The organism is Streptomyces sp. NPDC017991 (assembly GCF_044328075.1).
Taxonomy (GTDB): domain Bacteria; phylum Actinomycetota; class Actinomycetes; order Streptomycetales; family Streptomycetaceae; genus Streptomyces.
In genome coordinates this window covers 288,194-303,448 of record NZ_JBIRGP010000014.1, presented here as the reverse complement: position 1 = coordinate 303,448, position 15,255 = coordinate 288,194, and the positions used below count along the sequence as shown (strand labels likewise).

The window sequence follows — 15,255 nt, the reverse complement described above, 5'->3', positions numbered from 1 at the left end:
CGTTGTCGATAGGTTGTCGCCCAGCGAGAGCCATGCGTGGGGTGTGTGGGTCAGATCTGTGCGGGGGTGCGGACTCGTGATTCAACTGAGACTGCTGGGTCCGGTGGAGCTGGTGGCGGGGGAGCGGGCCGTGGAGATCGGGCCGCCGCAGCGCAGGGCCGTGCTGGCCGCGCTGGCGGTGGACGCCGGCCGGCCCGTCCCGGCCGGCGTGCTCATCCAGCGGGTCTGGGGAGTGCGGCCTCCGGACGGGGCCAGGCGGGCCCTGCACGCGCACATCGCCCGGCTCCGCCGCCTGTGCGAGCAGACCGCGAACGACGGCGGTGACGTCCAGTTATGCCTGGTACGACGTTCGGGCGGCTACCTTCTGCAGGCGGCCCCGGACCAGGTGGACGTGCTTCGCTTCCGTCGGCTGGCCGACCGCGCCCGGGAGACGGGACGGGCCGACGACGACCGGGCGGCCCTGTCGCGCGAGGCGCTGCGCCTGTGGCACGGAGAACCCCTGGCCGACGTGGGCGGACAGTGGGCGGAGCGGGTACGGGAGGCGTGGCGGCGCCAGTACGTGGACCTCACCGTCGGATGGGCCGCCGTCGAGTCGCGGGTCGGCGATCCCGGCACCGTGATCGGTCCGCTCACCGATCTGTTCGACGAGTTCCCGCTGGTGGAGCCCCTGGCCGAGGCCCTGATGCGGGCCCTGCACTCGGCCGGCCGCGGCGCGGAGGCGCTGGACCGCTTCGCCACCGTCAGACGCCGGCTGGCCGAGGAACTGGGCGCCGACCCCGGTCCCGGACTGCGCGAGGCACACCGCACGATCCTGCGCGGAAACCCGCCCGCACCGGTCGGCCGGACGGCGCACCGGCAGACCTCCGAGCCCGCCCCCCACGCGTCCCTCCCGGCACGGCCCTCGCCGGAACGCTTGCCGTCGACGGCACGATGGCCGGGTGCGATCCCCGCCCAACTGCCCATGGGCGTAAGGGGTTTCACGGGCCGCGGCGACGAGCTGGCGCAACTCGACCTGGTCCTCGCGTCGGCGGCCGTCCAGCCGTCGGCCGTGGTGATCTCGGCGCTGTCCGGCACCGCAGGCGTGGGCAAGACCGCGCTGGCCGTGCACTGGGCGCGCCGGGCACAACCGGCCTTTCCCGACGGACAGTTGTATGTGAATCTCCGCGGCTTCGGCTCCGACGGATCGGTGATGAGCCCGGCGGAGGCGGTACGGGGGTTCCTGGACGCGTTCGGGGTGCCGCCGGCCCGTGTCCCGGTGGGCCTGGAGGCACAGGCCGGCCTGTATCGGAGCGTGCTGGCCGGGCGGCGGGTGCTGGTGGTGCTGGACAACGCCCGCGACACCGAGCAGGTCCGCCCGCTGCTGCCCGGAGCGCCCGGCTGCCTGGCGCTGGTGACCAGCCGGCGCCTGCTGACCGGCCTCGCCGTGGCCGAGGGCGCCCATCTGCTGACCGTCGACCTGCTCACGTCCGGCCAGGCCCGGGAACTGCTGACCGGCCGACTGGGCGCGAGCCGGGTGAACGCGGAACGCGCCGCGGTCGGGAAGATCGTCCGACGGTGCGCGGGACTGCCGCTGGCCCTCGCGATCGTGGGCGCCCGCGCGGCGGCGCGCCCCCGGTTCCCGCTCGCCGCACTCGCCGAGGAGCTGCGCCGGGCCGACAACCGGCTCGACGCCCTGGACGGCGGGGAGGCGACCAGCCAGGTGCGGGCCGTGTTCTCCTCGTCCTACGAGGCGCTGAGCCCCGAGGCGGCAAGGCTCTTCCGGCTGCTGGGCCTGCATCCCGGACCCGACGCGGCCCTGCCGGCCATCGCGGCGCTCGGCGGCATACCGGTGAACCGCGCGGTCGCCCTGCTGGCCGAACTCGTGGGCGGCCACCTCCTCACCGAACACGCTCCCGGCCGCTACACCTTCCACGACCTGCTGCGCGTGTACGCCGCCGAACTGGTCGCCACGATCGACAGCGACCTGGACCGGCACACCGCGCTGCACCGGCTGCTCGACCACTGTCTGCACACCGCCCACACCGCCGACGTACTGCTCACCCCGCAGCCCAACCCGGTCCCGCTGCCACCCGCCGGGCCGGGCGCCGCCCCAGAGGCGCTCGCGGACCACGAGCAGGCGCAGGCCTGGTTCGCCGCGGAGCACACCGTGCTCGTGGCCGCGGTGGAGCAGGCCTGCGCGACCGGCTTCGACCGGCACGGCTGGCAGCTCGCGGCGGCCCTCACCACCTTCCTGGACCGGCACGGGCACTGGCGGGTGCTCGCCGCTCTGCAGACGCGCGCCCTGGAGGCGGCACGGCGGCAGGGCGACCGCGCGGGCCGGGCCGGCGCCCACCGAGGACTCGGGCTCGCCCTGGACCGGCTGGACCGTGGCGAGGACGCCCGCGGCCACTACCTGCTCGCCCTCGACCTGTTCGCCGGACTCGGCAGCGACGCGGGACAGGCGCGTACCCATCAGCACCTCGCACGGATGTCCGCCGTGCTGGGCAGCCCTCAGCAGGCGCTCGACCACGCGGGACACAGTCTCAGGCACTACCGGGCCGCCGCCGACCGGGCCGGGCAGTCCGCCGCCCTCAACCACATCGGCTGGCTCAACGCCCAGCTCGGCGAGCACCACGCGGCGCTCGTCCACTGCCGGCAAGCCCTCGACCTGGCCCAGGAGACCGGAGACCTCAACGGGCAGGCCCACACCTGGGACAGCATCGGCTACATCCAGCATCACCTGGGCGGACACTCCCAGGCCGTCGACTGCTACCGGCGGGCCGTCGACCTGTTCCACCGGACCGGCGACCGGCAGAGCGAGGCCGCCGGCCTGCTGTGTCTCGGCGACGTCCATCGCGTCACGACCCGCCCCGACGCCGCTCGCACGGCCTGGACACGGGCCCTGACCATCACCGACGAGTTGGCGCTCCCGGACACGGATCCGCTCCGCACCGAACTCCGCACCCGCCTCGACGGCCGTCCCGGACCGGCCTTCGAACAGCCCCAACCGCCGGAACAGCCACCGCAGTCGACGGTCCGGACCGTGCCCGTGAGGGTGCTGCCGGAGACGTCCGCCTGGTAGCCGTGCGAGACGGCGGCCCGTGCGGCGGCGACACGGACCGCGGCGGCCGTTGTCTTGCGGGTTCCGCGCCGCGGACGGTCAGGGGCCCGCGACCCGGTGCAGATCCGTCTCGATGGCGGTGGCGCACTCCCGCAACCGCGGCACCATGGCGCGGAGTTCGTCGAGGCTTCGCATGCCCGCGCTCGCGGCGATGTTGGCCGCCGCGATGACGGCACCCGACCGGTCGTGCACGGGGACGGCCACGGCCCGCAGTCCCTGGTTGAGTTCCTGGTCGGCGAGGCAGAACCCGTCGGCCCGAGCGGTCTCTATGACCGCCCGCAGCTCGTCGGCGCTGCGGACCGTGCGGTCGGTCAGCGGCTGGAGGTCGATCCGGTCCAGGTAGGCCTGGAAGGCGTCCTCGGCCAGACCGACGAGCAGCACCCGGCCCATGGCCGTGGCGTAGGCGGGAAACCGGGACCCCACGTTGATGGACACGCTGATCACCCCGCCGGCCGGGACGCGGGCCACGTGTACGACGTGATCGCCGTCGAGCACGGACAGCGCCGTCGTCTCGCGTACGTCGCGCATCAGGTTCGTCAGGTGCGGTTCGGCGATCTGGGGGGTGGACAGGGCCCGCAGATAGGCGTGCCCCAGCTCCAGGGTCTTGGGGGTGAGTCCGAAGAGCGTGCCCTCGCTGCGTACGTAACCGAGTTTGTGCAGGGTCAGCAGGGAGCGCCGTGCCGAGGCGCGGGAGAGACCCGTCGCCTTGGCGACGTCGCTGAGCGAGCGGAACGGATGCTCCGCGTCGAAGGCCCTGATCACTTCGAGTCCGCGCGCCAGTGACTGGACGAAGTCCGCGTCCCCAGGCCCGTCTTCGAGCAGTTCCATGTGGTCTCTCCCAGTCCCGGCGGTGGCGGCGACCACCTTCCCACATCCGGCGGACGGGTTCTGCCGCCGGACACGACCAGCAGTGTACGCACAGCGAACGATTGTGCGTGCGTCTAGCGCACACGTGTTCAGAAATGTATGGTCCCTTCCACGCACCCTCTGGTCCGGTTCTCCGGACCCTTGTCTCGTGGAGGAACGATGGAGTTCCCGATCATGCGCAGAAGAACGGCGCTGGCGGCCGCGGCCGGACTGGCTCTGTCGCTCACCGCCTGCGGCGGCGGCGAATCGTCGGGAGGACAGGCCCCCTCCTCGAAGACGCCGGTCACCGTGCAGGCCGGCTTCATCCCGGTCATCGACGTGGCCGCGCTCTACCTGGGGGAGAAGCAGGGCTTCTTCTCCGAGCGCGGCATCAAGCTCGACATCAAGACCGCCCAGGGCGGCGCGGCCCTGGTTCCGCCGGTGGTCAGCGGCCAGTACCAGTTCGCGTTCAGCAACATCGTCTCGGTGCTCTCGGCCCGCGGTCAGGGCCTGCCCCTGAAGGTCATCGCCTCCGGATCCAATTCCACGGGCACCGAGGGCAAGGACGTGACGATGATCCGCGTCCCGAAGAACAGCCCGATCAGGTCGGCGGCCGACCTCGAAGGCAAGAAGGTCAGCGTCAACACGCTCAACAACCTGCTCCAGATGCTGGGCGAGGTCGCGGTGGACGCGGACAAGGGGGACCCGGACAAGGTCGAGTTCGTCGAACTGCCCTTCCCCGACGCGGTCACCGCGCTCGGCAAGGGCGACATCGACGCCATGGTCACCGCCGAGCCGTTCGACACCATCGCCGCGGACAAGGACACCCGGGTCATCGCCTCGCCCTATCTCGACATGGCGAAGAGCAGCCTGACGACCTCGGTGTACTTCACCTCCGAGGCGCAGCTGAAGAAGAACCCCAAGCTGTTCACCGCGCTGAAGGCCGCCATCGACGAGTCACTGGCCTATGCGGAGGCACACCCCCGGGAGACCCGGGCGCAGCTGTCCTCCTTCATGAAGATCGACGCCGGGGTGGCACAGAAGGTGACCCTGCCGACCTTCGCGCCCGCGATCGAGCAGACCTCCGTGGAGACGTTCGTCAAGACCGCCCGCGCACACGGACTGATCGACAAGGACATCTCCTACGACGACCTGGTGTGGTCGGGAACGGCCGGCTGACATGACCACCCCTCTCCACAGCGACGTCCCAGGCCACGGCGACACCCCCGGCCACGGCGACACCCCCGGCCACGGCGACACCCCCCTCGGCGGCGCCACCCCCCTCCGCAGCGACCTGCCCGCAGGCAGCTCCCGCTGGGCCGTCCGGCGGGCCCAGTGGCGCTCGCTCGGCATCACCGACGAGGAGATGGCCCGGCCCAAGATCGCCATCGTCAACTCCTCCTCCGACCTGGCCGCCTGCTTCGCGCACCTCGACGACATCGTCCCGGTGCTGAAGGAGGCGATACGCGAGGCGGGCGGCCTGCCCTTCGAGATCCGTACCGCGGCCCCCTCCGACTTCATCACCAGTGCCGGGGCCGGCGGCCGGTACGTACTGCCCACCCGCGACCTCATCGTCAACGACATCGAGGTCGTGGTGGAGGGCGCCCTGCTCGACGGCATGGTGTGCCTCAGCTCCTGCGACAAGACCGCGCCCGCCCACATGATGGCGGGCGGCAGGCTCGACGTGCCCACCCTGCTCGTCGCCTGCGGCTACCAGCGCAGCGCCCTGCACGAGGACGGCGGCGCCGACATCGAGGACGTCTTCCTGCACGCCGGCCACACCGCCCTCGGCCGTACCTCCGCCGAGGACCTGCTCACCATGTCCGAGGACGCCATCCGCGGACCCGGCGTGTGCGCGGGCATGGGCACCGCCAACACCATGCACATGGCCGCCGAGGCGCTCGGCATGGCCCTGCCCGGCACCACCCCGACCCGCGCCAACGGGCCGGTCATGTGGGACGCGGTCCGCTCGGCCGGCCGGCACATCGTGGACATGGTCCACGCGGGGCGCACGGCACGCTCGGTGCTCACCCCGGCCGCGATCCGCAACGCGGTCACCGTGATGCTCGCGGTAGGCGGCTCGATCAACTCCGTCAAGCACCTCCAAGCCGTCGCCGTCGAGGCCGGACTGGACGTCGACGTGTGGCGGACCTACGAGGAACTGGCCGACCGGGTCCCCGTCATCACCGCGGTACGCCCCAACGGCCCCCACCTCATCGAACAACTCGACGACGCCGGCGGCACCCGGGGCGTCCTCGCCGCGCTGGCTCCGCTGCTCGACCTCACCACGGTCGGTGCCACCGGCCGCCCGCTCGGCGAACTCGTCGCCGGGACACCGCCGTTCGACCCGGAGTTCATCCGGCCACCGGACGACCCCTTCTCCCGTACGCCGTCGATCGTCGTCCTGCGCGGGTCCCTGGCGGCCGAGGGCGCGATCGTCAAGCTGCCCGCCGACGAGGAACGGCCCACCTCCTTCCGCGGCCCCGCCCGCTGCTACCCCTCCCGCGAGACCGCCATCGCAGGGCTCGCGGCGGGGGAGGTACAGGCGGGAGACGTGGTCGTGCTGCGCGGCATGGGGCTGCACGGCGGCCCCGGCATGGCGATGGCCTCGGCGTTCGTGTTCGCCCTCGACGGCGCCGGACTCGGCGAGAAGGTCGCCGTGGTCACCGACGGCCAGCTCTCCGGACTGGTCAACAAGGGCATCGTCGTCGGCGAGGTCTCCCCGGAGGCCGCCATCGGCGGCCCGCTCGGCCGGATCCACGACGGCGACGTCATCAGCATCGACCTCACCGCCCGCACGGTCGACCTGGAGGTCGACCCGGACACCCTGGCCGGGCGCGAGTCCGCCCCCGCCGAGACCGTCCGTACGCCCGGCTGGCTGTCCGTGTACGACCGCACCGTCACCAGCCCCGCCTGCGGCTCCGTCCTGGCCCGCCCGGACTGCGCGAGCGCGTGCGGGAAATCCTTGGGAGCAGTCCGATGAAAGTGCTCGACGCCACCCGGCCCACCGAGGCTCCGCCCGCCCCGCCTCCGCGGACCCGCAGGCCCCGGCCCCGTATCGCCCCGCTGGTCGGCATCGCGGTCGCCGCGCTGATCGCCGAACTCGTCCCGCGCACCGGCCTGATCGCGGACGGCGCGCTGCCGCCCCTCAGCTCCGTCCTGGCCCAGCTCGGCCGGGAAGCGGGCGACGGCGCGCTGTGGGAGGCACTCGGCGACACGGTCCGCACCTGGGCCGTCGGACTGGTGGCCGCCGTCGCCGCGGGCGTGATCGCCGGCGTCGCCATCGGACTCGTACCGGTACTGCGCGCGATCACCGCCTCCACGGTCGAGTTCCTGCGCCCGATCCCCTCGGTGGCCCTCATCCCGGCGGTCATCCTCGTCTTCGGCACCGGCTACGAGTCCGGGGTGGTCCTCATCGTCTACGCCGGCTTCTGGCAGGTGCTGGTGCAGGTCCTCTACGGCGTCCAGGACATCGACCCGGTCGCCCACGACACCGCCCGCTCCTACCGCTTCGGCCTGTGGGCCCGCATCCGGCACGTCATCTGGCCCACCGCCCTGCCGTTCGTGTTCACCGGCATCCGGCTCGCCGCCTCCGTCGCCCTGGTCCTCGCCATCACCGGCGAACTGGTCATCGGCACCCCTGGCATCGGCCAGCTCATCTCCGTCGCGCAGAGCAGCGGAGCGACGACCGAGATGTTCGCGCTCGTCCTGCTCACCGGCGTCCTGGGCGTCCTGGTCAACGTCGGCTTCCGGTACGCGGAGCGCGCCGCACTCGGCTGGCACCCCTCCGTCCGGCGATCGGCGGGCACGCGATGAACGTCACGAACATCCTGCGCCGCACCCTGTACGCCCTCGGCCTGCCCGCCGGCCTCGTCGCACTGTGGTGGATCACCAGCGCCGACAGCAGCAGCTACTACTACCCGCCCCTGTCCGACATCCTCGACCGGTTCGGAGAACTGTGGCTGTCGTCCCGGTTCGCCGAGGACGTCGTACCCAGCCTGCTCCGACTGCTCACCGGCTTCGTGCTCTCCAGCGTCATCGGTGTGGCCCTCGGCGTCGCCCTCGGCCTGACCGACACGCTGCGCCGCGGCGCCGAACCGGTCCTCGAGTTCCTGCGCGCCCTCCCGCCGACCGTGCTGGTGCCGGTCATCGCGATCGTCGCCGGCATCGGAGACGGCTCGAAGGTGCTGGTCATCGTCTCCGGCTGCGTCTGGCCGGTCCTGCTGAACACCGTCGAGGGCGTCCGCGCCGCCGACGAGGTCATGGTCGACACCTGCCGGACCTACGGCATCACCCGTGGCGCGCGGCTGCGCCACATGGTGCTGCCCGCGGCGAGCCCGCAGATCATGGCCGGACTCCGCCAGTCCCTGTCCATCGGGCTGATCCTCATGGTCATCGGCGAGATGTTTGCCGCCACCAACGGACTCGGCTTCAGCATCGTGCAGTTCCAGCGCACCTTCGCGATCCCCCAGATGTGGAGCGGCATCATCCTGCTCGGCCTCATCGGGTTCGCGCTGTCCGTGCTGTTCACCGTCGTCGAGAAGCGGGTCCTGGGCTGGTACCTGGGCCTGCGCGAGTCCCAAAGGAAGAACAGCTGATGGAAGAACGGCTGGAGAAAGAACAGCTGAGGAAAGAACGGCTGATGACAGACATGGTCACCGTCAGGGGCCTCAACAAGGTGTACGAGTCCTCCGGCCACCGGGTGGAGGCGATCGGCGACATCACCTTCTCCGTCGCCCGGGGCGAGTTCGCCTGCATCGTCGGCCCCTCCGGCGCGGGGAAGACGACCCTCCTCAAATGCCTGGCCGGACTGCTCACCCCCACGGCCGGCGAGGTCCTGCTCGACGGCGCCCCCGTGACCGGACCCCCGCCCGGCATGGCCGTGGTGTTCCAGGAGTACGGCCGCAGCCTCTTCCCCTGGAAGACCGTGCGGCAGAACATCGACCTCCCGCTGCGGCAGAAGGGCCTGCCCCGCGCCGAACGCGACCGCCTCGTCGCCGACTCCCTCGCCGCCGTCGGACTCGCCGACTCGGGCGACGCGTACCCCTGGCAGCTCTCCGGCGGTATGCAGCAGCGTGTCGCCATCGCCCGGGCCGTCGCCTACGAGCCGCAGGTCCTCCTCATGGACGAACCTTTCGCCGCCGTCGACGCGCAGACCCGCGCGGACCTCGAAGACCTCGTCCGTTCACTGTGGCGCTCCCTCGGCATCACCACCCTCTTCGTCACCCATGACATCGACGAGGCCGTCTACCTCGGCGAACGCGTCCTGGTCCTGTCCGCCTCGCCCACCCACGTCCTCGACGACGTGCCCATCGCACTGCCCGCCGAACGCGACCAGGTCACCAGCCGCTCGACGCCGGAGTTCGCCGAACTGCGCACCCGCGTGCACCGCGGCATCCAGGAGGCCAAGGCCGGCCGCCGAGCGGCAGCCGCCGCATGACCGCGCACACCGACGGCCGCAGGACCGCGTACACGGACGAGGGTTCCGGCGCCCCGGTCCTGCTCTCCGCCTCCCTCGGCACCACCGCCGCGATGTGGGCACCGCAGCGCGCACGTCTGCGTACCGACCGCCGGGTAATCGCGTACGACCACCGCGGACACGGCGCCTCCCCGACGCCCCCGGGACCGTACGACCTCGCTCACCTGGTCCACGACGTGGTCACCCTGCTCGACTCACTGGGGATCGAGTCCGTCGACGTCGTGGGGATCAGCCTCGGCGGCACCGTCGGGCTCGCCCTGGCCGCGGACCACCCCGACCGGGTACGCAGTCTCGTCACCGTCAACGCGCCCGCCTTCGCGGACGACCCGGACTTCTGGCGGCGACGCGCCACGGCGATCAGGGAACAGGGCATGACGGCGGCCACCTCCGGTCTCATCGACCGCTGGTACGCCCCCGCCCTGGCCCATGCCCCGACGGCGCTGGTCCAGGACACCGTCGACGGCGTCGGACAACTCGATCCCGAGGGGTACGCGGCCTGCTGCGAGGCCATCGCGGGCACCGACCTGCGTGACCGGCTGGCCGGCATCCGATGCCCCGTGCTCGCGGTGAACGGCCTCGCCGACGCCGTCGTCCCGGCCCACCACGCGCGGGCGATCGCGACCGGCGTGCCCGGCGCCCGGCAGGTCGCGCTCCCCGACGCGGGACACCTGCTCAGCCAGGAGATCCCCGACCGACTCCACACCCTGCTGACGGAGCACTGGACCGCCACCACCACCACCGCCACCGTCACCGCAGGTGCCACCCCCGCAGCCGACAGAGAGGTCACCCCGTGAACAGCCACGTCACCGAACCCACCCGTGAGACACCGGTGTTCGGCGAGTGGGAGGTCGTCGTCCTCGGCGGCGGCCCCTCCGGACTCGCCGCGGCGACCGCCGCCGCCCGCGCCGGACGCAGCACCCTGCTGGTGGAGAAGAGCGGATACCTGGGCGGCGCCGGCACCGGCGGCGGTCTGTCCACCTTCTGCGGCATGTACTCCAACGTCCACGGTGAACACGTCCTCACCGTCAGGGGACACGCCACCGAACTCCTGGAACGCATCGACCGCCTCGGCGGCCTGCGCGCTCCCCACCTGTCCTTCGCCGACCGTATCCAGGCACAGGCCTACGACATCCCGGCCTACCGCAGCGCCGCCGACGACCACGTACTGTCCGCCGGAGCTCAACTCCTCTACCACGCCTTCGCGGTGGGCGCGATCGCCGGCCCGTCGGGTGTCGAGGCGGTCATCGTGGAATCGAAGTCCGGCCGCGGCATCCTGCGCGGCCAGGTGTTCATCGACTGCTCCGGCGACGGCGACCTGCTCGCCTGGACCGGCACGAGCCACGAGAAGGCCGACCCGTACGGCGACATGCTCTACCCGTCCACCATGTTCCGCATCAACGCCGTGGACGACGAGCGCGCCGGGCCCGCCTGGAAGATCCTGCCCCGCCTGATGGACGAGGCCGTGGCCGCCGGCCGCCCCCGCTTCCCGCGGCGCGGCGCGATCGTACGGCCCCAGCGCGACGCCGTGGAGTGGCGGGCCAACGCCACCCAGCTGCGCAACCCCGACGGCAGCGCGGTCGACGGCACCGACGTCTGGCAGCTCACCCACGGCGAGGTGCAGGGCCGGGCGCAGGCCCAGGAGGTGTTCGGCTTCATCCGCGAGAACCTCCCCGGCTTCGAGAAGTCCTACATCGTCGACATCGGCCCCGAGATCGGAATCCGCGAGACCCGCCGCCTGCTCGGCCGGTACATGCTCACCGAGGACGACGTCCGCTCCTGCGCCCGCTTCGAGGACTCCATCGGCCTCAACGGCTGGCCCGTGGAGGCCCATGTCGACGGGGACCTCGACATCCGCTGGCCCTACGGCGACAACCCCGTGGGCTACAACCAGCTGCCGTACCGCATGCTCGTCCCCGCCGAGGGCCCCGGCAACCTGCTCGTCGCCGGACGCTGCGCGTCGATGACCCACGGCGGCCAGTCCGCCGCACGCGTCGCGGGACCCTGCTTCGCCATGGGCCAGGCCGCCGGTACGGCCGCCCACCTGGCACTCAAGGACCAGGTCACGGCCGCCGAGGTCGACGTCGCACGACTGCGCACCGAACTGGAAGGAGAGGGCGCGTGCCTCTCACTGTGAGGACATCATGCTGCTGAGCCCCGCCGACGAACGCATGCTGGCCGGCGAGGAAGGTCCCGCGGTCCGCTCCGCCCTCGAACTCCTCGTCCGCTACGGCGAGTTGATGGGCGCCGAACGCCTCATCGACACCGACAACGTGTGCGGCGCCAACCTCTTCGGACCGCGTCACGCACGGGTCCTGGGCACCACCGACCCGGCCGCCCTGTTCTCGCGGTTCTCCCTGGACCTCGACGAGACGGTCGACGTACCGCCGTTCCGCGCCCACAGTTGCCAGCTCATCGGCCCCCGCGATCGCGACCAGTGGGATCTGCAGGGCATCGCGCCCACCGACGCCGCCGCGATGGACGACAGCGAGCGCTACCTCGCCGACAAGGGCGTCGACCTGCTCTCGACCTGCACGCCCTACCAGGTGGGCAACGTGCCCCGGTTCGGCGAGCACTGCGCGTGGATGGAGTCCTCCGCGGTCGTCTACATCAACTCCGTGCTCGGGGCCCGCACCAACACCGAGGGCCGCGAGTCCTCCGCCGCTTCCATGCTCACCGGGCGCACCCCCTACTGCGGCTACCACCTGGACGCGCACCGCCGGGCCACCCACCTGATCGAGGTACGGCACCCGGTGGTGACCACCGAGGACTGGAACGTCCTCGGCTACTGGGTGGGGGAGCGGGTCCAGGACGCCGTCCCGGTCCTCACCGGCCCCGGGCTCGCGGGGAGTGCGCCGACGCCGGTACAGCTCAAGCAGTTCGGTGCGGCAGCCGCCTCCTCCGGGGACGTCGAGATGTACCACCTGCCCGGTGTCACCCCGGAGGCCCGGACGGTGGAACAGGCCCTGGCCGGACGGGAACCCGCCGCGGTCTCGGTCTTCGACGCGGACGCGCGCGCCGAGACCGTGGCATCGCTGTGCCGGACGGCCACCGACCGCGAGGTGGACTTCGTGATGATCGGCTGCCCGCACGCCTCGCTGGAACAGGTGCGCGAGGTCGCCGGGCTGCTGGAGGGCCGGCGACTCGCGGACTCCACGGCCCTGTGGGTGTTCACGCCGCGGGCCCTGCGCGAGGTGGCCGAGCGCCACGGCTACGTCGCCGCCATCGAGAAGGCCGGCGGGCGTGTGCTGTCCGACACCTGCCCGGCGATCGGACAGTTCCTGCCGCCGGGTACGCGGGTGTTCGCCACCGACTCGGCGAAGCAGGCGCACTATCTGCCGGCCATCACCGGCGTACAGGGCTGGTTCGGCGGCGTACGCACCTGTGTCACCGCCGCCCTGGAAGGACGGTGGCCCGATGCCTGAGTTGCTGCACGGCACAGGGGTCGTCGCCGGACGGGCGAGCGGACCTGCGCTGGTGTGTACGGCCCCGGTGTCGGGCTGGGGCGGCATCGACCCGCGGACCGGCACCATCGTGGAGAGCCGCCACCCCCAGCACGGGAGCAGCGTCGCCGGCACCGTACTGGTGCTGCCCGGGGCCAAGGGGTCCTCCGGCTGGTCCGGGCAGTTCCACCTCGCCAAGCTGCAGGGCACAGCGCCGTGCGCCATCGTGTTCACGCGGATGAACAGCAAACTCGCACTCGGCCTCGTCGTCCTCCACGTCCCGGCGGTGACGGGCCTGGACACCACCGGGACGATCCGCACCGGGGACCTCGTGGAGGTCGACGGAACAGCGGGCACGCTACTGGTACGAAGGAAAGGCTGACCTGATGGACACCCTGCGCATCGACCGACGAGTGGTGCTGGTCACCGGCGCGGCGAGCGGGATCGGTCACGCGATCGCCCGCGCCTGCGCGGACGAGGGCGCCACGGTGCACCTCGCGGACGTGGCGGACACGGTCCACGAAGCGGCCGGGAAACTGACGGCCGCAGGCAGCGGGTCCGTTACGTCACATGTGTGCGACGTGACGGACCCGGACGCGGTCCGCACCCTCGTGGACGACGTGGTCGCCGCGTCGGGCCGTCTCGACGTCGCTTTCCTGAACGCGGGCATCAACGGCGTGCCCTCCCTCCTCCAGCCCGGCGGCGCGATCGACGAGCTGCCCTTCGAGGCGTGGCGGCGGGTCATGGACGTCAACCTGGACGGCCTGTTCCACTGCCTCCAGCACTGCGCCAGGGTCATGAAGCGGCAGCGGTCCGGGAGCATCGTCGTCACCGCCTCCACGGCGGGCCTGCGCGCGGAACCACGCGTCAGCTACCCGTACGTCGCGTCCAAGGCCGCGGTGGTCGGCCTGGTCCGCCAGGCGTCACTGGAACTCGCCCGCTTCGGCGTCCGCGTGAACGCTCTCGCCCCTGGACCGGTGGTCACCAACATCGGCGGCCCCGGCCCCCGGCCCGAAGCCGCCGTCGCCGCGTGGGAGGACTCGATCCCGATGCGGCGCTGGGGCAGCCCCGACGACATCACGGGGCCGGCCCTCCTCCTGGCCTCCGACGACTCGTCCTGGATGACCGGAGGCGTCCACGTCGTGGACGGCGGCGCGTCGGCCCTGACCCAGATCCCCAGCGCCGAACTGCCGGCCCCTGACGCAGGCAGCCCGGCGGCGGCGGGTCAGTAGGGGACCGTGGCGGCGGGCGGAGTCCACCGGTGGGTGCGACGGACCGAGTCGGAGACTCCGTAGTCCCTCTTCAGCTGTTCGGGGATGGCGTAGTGCATGACGCGCCCGCGCGTGAGGGACGACAGTTCTAGGACCGTGGTGAGGTGGCCGAGGCGGTCCAGCGCCCACGCACCGAGAGGTGAGCGGTCCTCGATGCTCTCCAGCACACCGAGAAGGTGGGGCACGGCCTTGACGACCGTGTCCCACGGGGTGCGGGGCACCTGGAGCCAGTCGCCGCAGGTGTCGCCGACGAGATGGCGGATCAGCGCGGAGACGATCGGGTCGAAGAAGGTGCCGGGCACGACCTCTTCGTAGAGGTCGATGAGCTGCCGGGTCAGGTGCGCGCCCTCCTCGGAAGGACCCATGTGCCGGACCATGTACAGGTCGAGGAACCCGCGGGCCTCGTCGAGGGACTTGGGGACGGCGTCCTGATCGACACCGAGCATCGCTCCGACGACCCGCCAGGCGTAGAAGTAGGCCTCGGCCCCCTCGGTGGACATGTGGATGCCGAGGCGGTGCAGGGAGTCCAGCACCAGCAGGGAGAAGAACATCTGCCCGCCGATCATGTCCTCCTGGCAGATCGGCGTCCCAAGGCCTTCGGTGTCCCAGTGGTCCTCGCGTTCGAGGTGGTGGCGGATGGAGGCGTGCAGCAGGCGGACCTTCTGGGCGGCGGGAATGAAGCGGCTGCCGGCCTCGAAGGCGTCCGGCTGCATGAGGTAGACGGTGAACTGGCCGGTCTCCGCCATCCGTTTGGACGGGTACTTGAGCCCGTGGGCGGCCGACAGGAGCTTCGCCACGTGCGGAACGACGTAACAGGCGGGCATGGAGGCGAAGGAGAGGGCGGTGGAGATGTGCACGTTGTTGTCGATGAAGAACAGCCGGGCCTTCTCCATCTCCCCCCAGTCGACCCAGGCCGGCGGGGTGCTCGTGGCCCGGAGGTACTCCCGGGCGACCTCGGGCAGTCCGTCCGGCAGAGGGGCGCCGACGGTGGAGACGTACCGCATGAGGGTGTTGAACCTGCCCACCTCGCCGCGTTCGAAGAGCGCGGCGACGGTGGCGTCGGCGAGTTCGTCACCGGACTGCCGCAGGGCGTCCATCGATGCCTCGGTGCAGTTCATG

General features: G+C 72.0%; 13 protein-coding genes. 11 read left to right on the top strand and 2 right to left on the bottom strand.

The annotated features are described in order from the left end of the window. Positions 1 to 76 precede the first annotated feature (76 nt). Positions 77 to 3,061, top strand: a complete 2,985-nt coding sequence (locus ACH4DZ_RS35370) for an AfsR/SARP family transcriptional regulator (RefSeq protein WP_398292208.1) — start codon at positions 77 to 79, stop codon at positions 3,059 to 3,061. 78 nt (positions 3,062 to 3,139) lie between these two features. Here ACH4DZ_RS35370 and ACH4DZ_RS35365 read toward each other — a convergent pair whose 3' ends face one another. Continuing rightward, the gene (locus ACH4DZ_RS35365) at positions 3,140 to 3,928 is read right to left on the bottom strand and encodes an IclR family transcriptional regulator C-terminal domain-containing protein (RefSeq protein ID WP_398292206.1); all 789 of its coding nucleotides are present in this window, start codon (positions 3,926 to 3,928) and stop codon (positions 3,140 to 3,142) included. 213 nt (positions 3,929 to 4,141) lie between these two features. On the opposite strand from ACH4DZ_RS35365, the gene ACH4DZ_RS35360 reads away from it, so the two are divergent. Genes ACH4DZ_RS35360 through ACH4DZ_RS35315 form a run of 10 tightly spaced genes read left to right on the top strand, consistent with a single transcriptional unit; the run spans position 4,142 to position 14,097 of the window. Further along, positions 4,142 to 5,125 carry an ABC transporter substrate-binding protein gene (locus ACH4DZ_RS35360; RefSeq protein WP_398292204.1) on the top strand — a complete coding sequence of 328 codons (984 nt, stop codon included), beginning with the start codon at positions 4,142 to 4,144 and terminating at the stop codon, positions 5,123 to 5,125. A 1-nt stretch (position 5,126) separates the two neighbouring features. After that, the gene (locus ACH4DZ_RS35355) at positions 5,127 to 6,929 is read left to right on the top strand and encodes a dihydroxy-acid dehydratase (RefSeq protein ID WP_398292202.1); all 1,803 of its coding nucleotides are present in this window, start codon (positions 5,127 to 5,129) and stop codon (positions 6,927 to 6,929) included. Continuing rightward, positions 6,926 to 7,762, top strand: coding sequence for an ABC transporter permease (locus ACH4DZ_RS35350; RefSeq protein WP_398292200.1), 837 nt, complete (start codon positions 6,926 to 6,928; stop codon positions 7,760 to 7,762). Before ACH4DZ_RS35355 ends, ACH4DZ_RS35350 begins: the two co-directional genes overlap by 4 nt. After that, complete coding sequence (locus ACH4DZ_RS35345; protein WP_398292198.1) at positions 7,759 to 8,544, top strand: ABC transporter permease; 786 nt, start codon at positions 7,759 to 7,761, stop codon at positions 8,542 to 8,544. Before ACH4DZ_RS35350 ends, ACH4DZ_RS35345 begins: the two co-directional genes overlap by 4 nt. Positions 8,545 to 8,597: 53 nt before the next feature. After that, on the top strand, positions 8,598 to 9,386 hold the full coding sequence (locus tag ACH4DZ_RS35340) for an ABC transporter ATP-binding protein (RefSeq protein ID WP_398292305.1): 789 nt from the start codon (positions 8,598 to 8,600) through the stop codon (positions 9,384 to 9,386). Beyond that, entirely contained in the window at positions 9,383 to 10,219 is an 837-nt protein-coding gene (locus ACH4DZ_RS35335) for an alpha/beta fold hydrolase (RefSeq protein ID WP_398292196.1), read from the top strand. The genes ACH4DZ_RS35340 and ACH4DZ_RS35335 overlap by 4 nt, the downstream gene beginning before the upstream one ends. Further along, positions 10,216 to 11,559 carry an FAD-dependent oxidoreductase gene (locus tag ACH4DZ_RS35330; protein WP_398292194.1) on the top strand — a complete coding sequence of 448 codons (1,344 nt, stop codon included), beginning with the start codon at positions 10,216 to 10,218 and terminating at the stop codon, positions 11,557 to 11,559. The genes ACH4DZ_RS35335 and ACH4DZ_RS35330 overlap by 4 nt, the downstream gene beginning before the upstream one ends. Positions 11,560 to 11,566: 7 nt before the next feature. After that, positions 11,567 to 12,847 (top strand): aconitase X, encoded by a 1,281-nt coding sequence (locus tag ACH4DZ_RS35325; RefSeq protein ID WP_398292192.1) that lies wholly within the window; start codon positions 11,567 to 11,569, stop codon positions 12,845 to 12,847. After that, positions 12,840 to 13,247: an aconitase X swivel domain-containing protein gene (locus ACH4DZ_RS35320; RefSeq protein WP_398292190.1), complete on the top strand. Its 408-nt coding sequence runs from the start codon at positions 12,840 to 12,842 to the stop codon at positions 13,245 to 13,247. The genes ACH4DZ_RS35325 and ACH4DZ_RS35320 overlap by 8 nt, the downstream gene beginning before the upstream one ends. Positions 13,248 to 13,251: 4 nt before the next feature. Then, positions 13,252 to 14,097, top strand: a complete 846-nt coding sequence (locus ACH4DZ_RS35315) for an SDR family NAD(P)-dependent oxidoreductase (RefSeq protein ID WP_398292188.1) — start codon at positions 13,252 to 13,254, stop codon at positions 14,095 to 14,097. Here the strand turns inward: ACH4DZ_RS35315 and ACH4DZ_RS35310 are convergent. Further along, the gene (locus ACH4DZ_RS35310) at positions 14,091 to 15,254 is read right to left on the bottom strand and encodes an oxygenase MpaB family protein (RefSeq protein ID WP_398292186.1); all 1,164 of its coding nucleotides are present in this window, start codon (positions 15,252 to 15,254) and stop codon (positions 14,091 to 14,093) included. The genes ACH4DZ_RS35315 and ACH4DZ_RS35310 overlap by 7 nt on opposite strands. Position 15,255 lies beyond the last annotated feature (1 nt).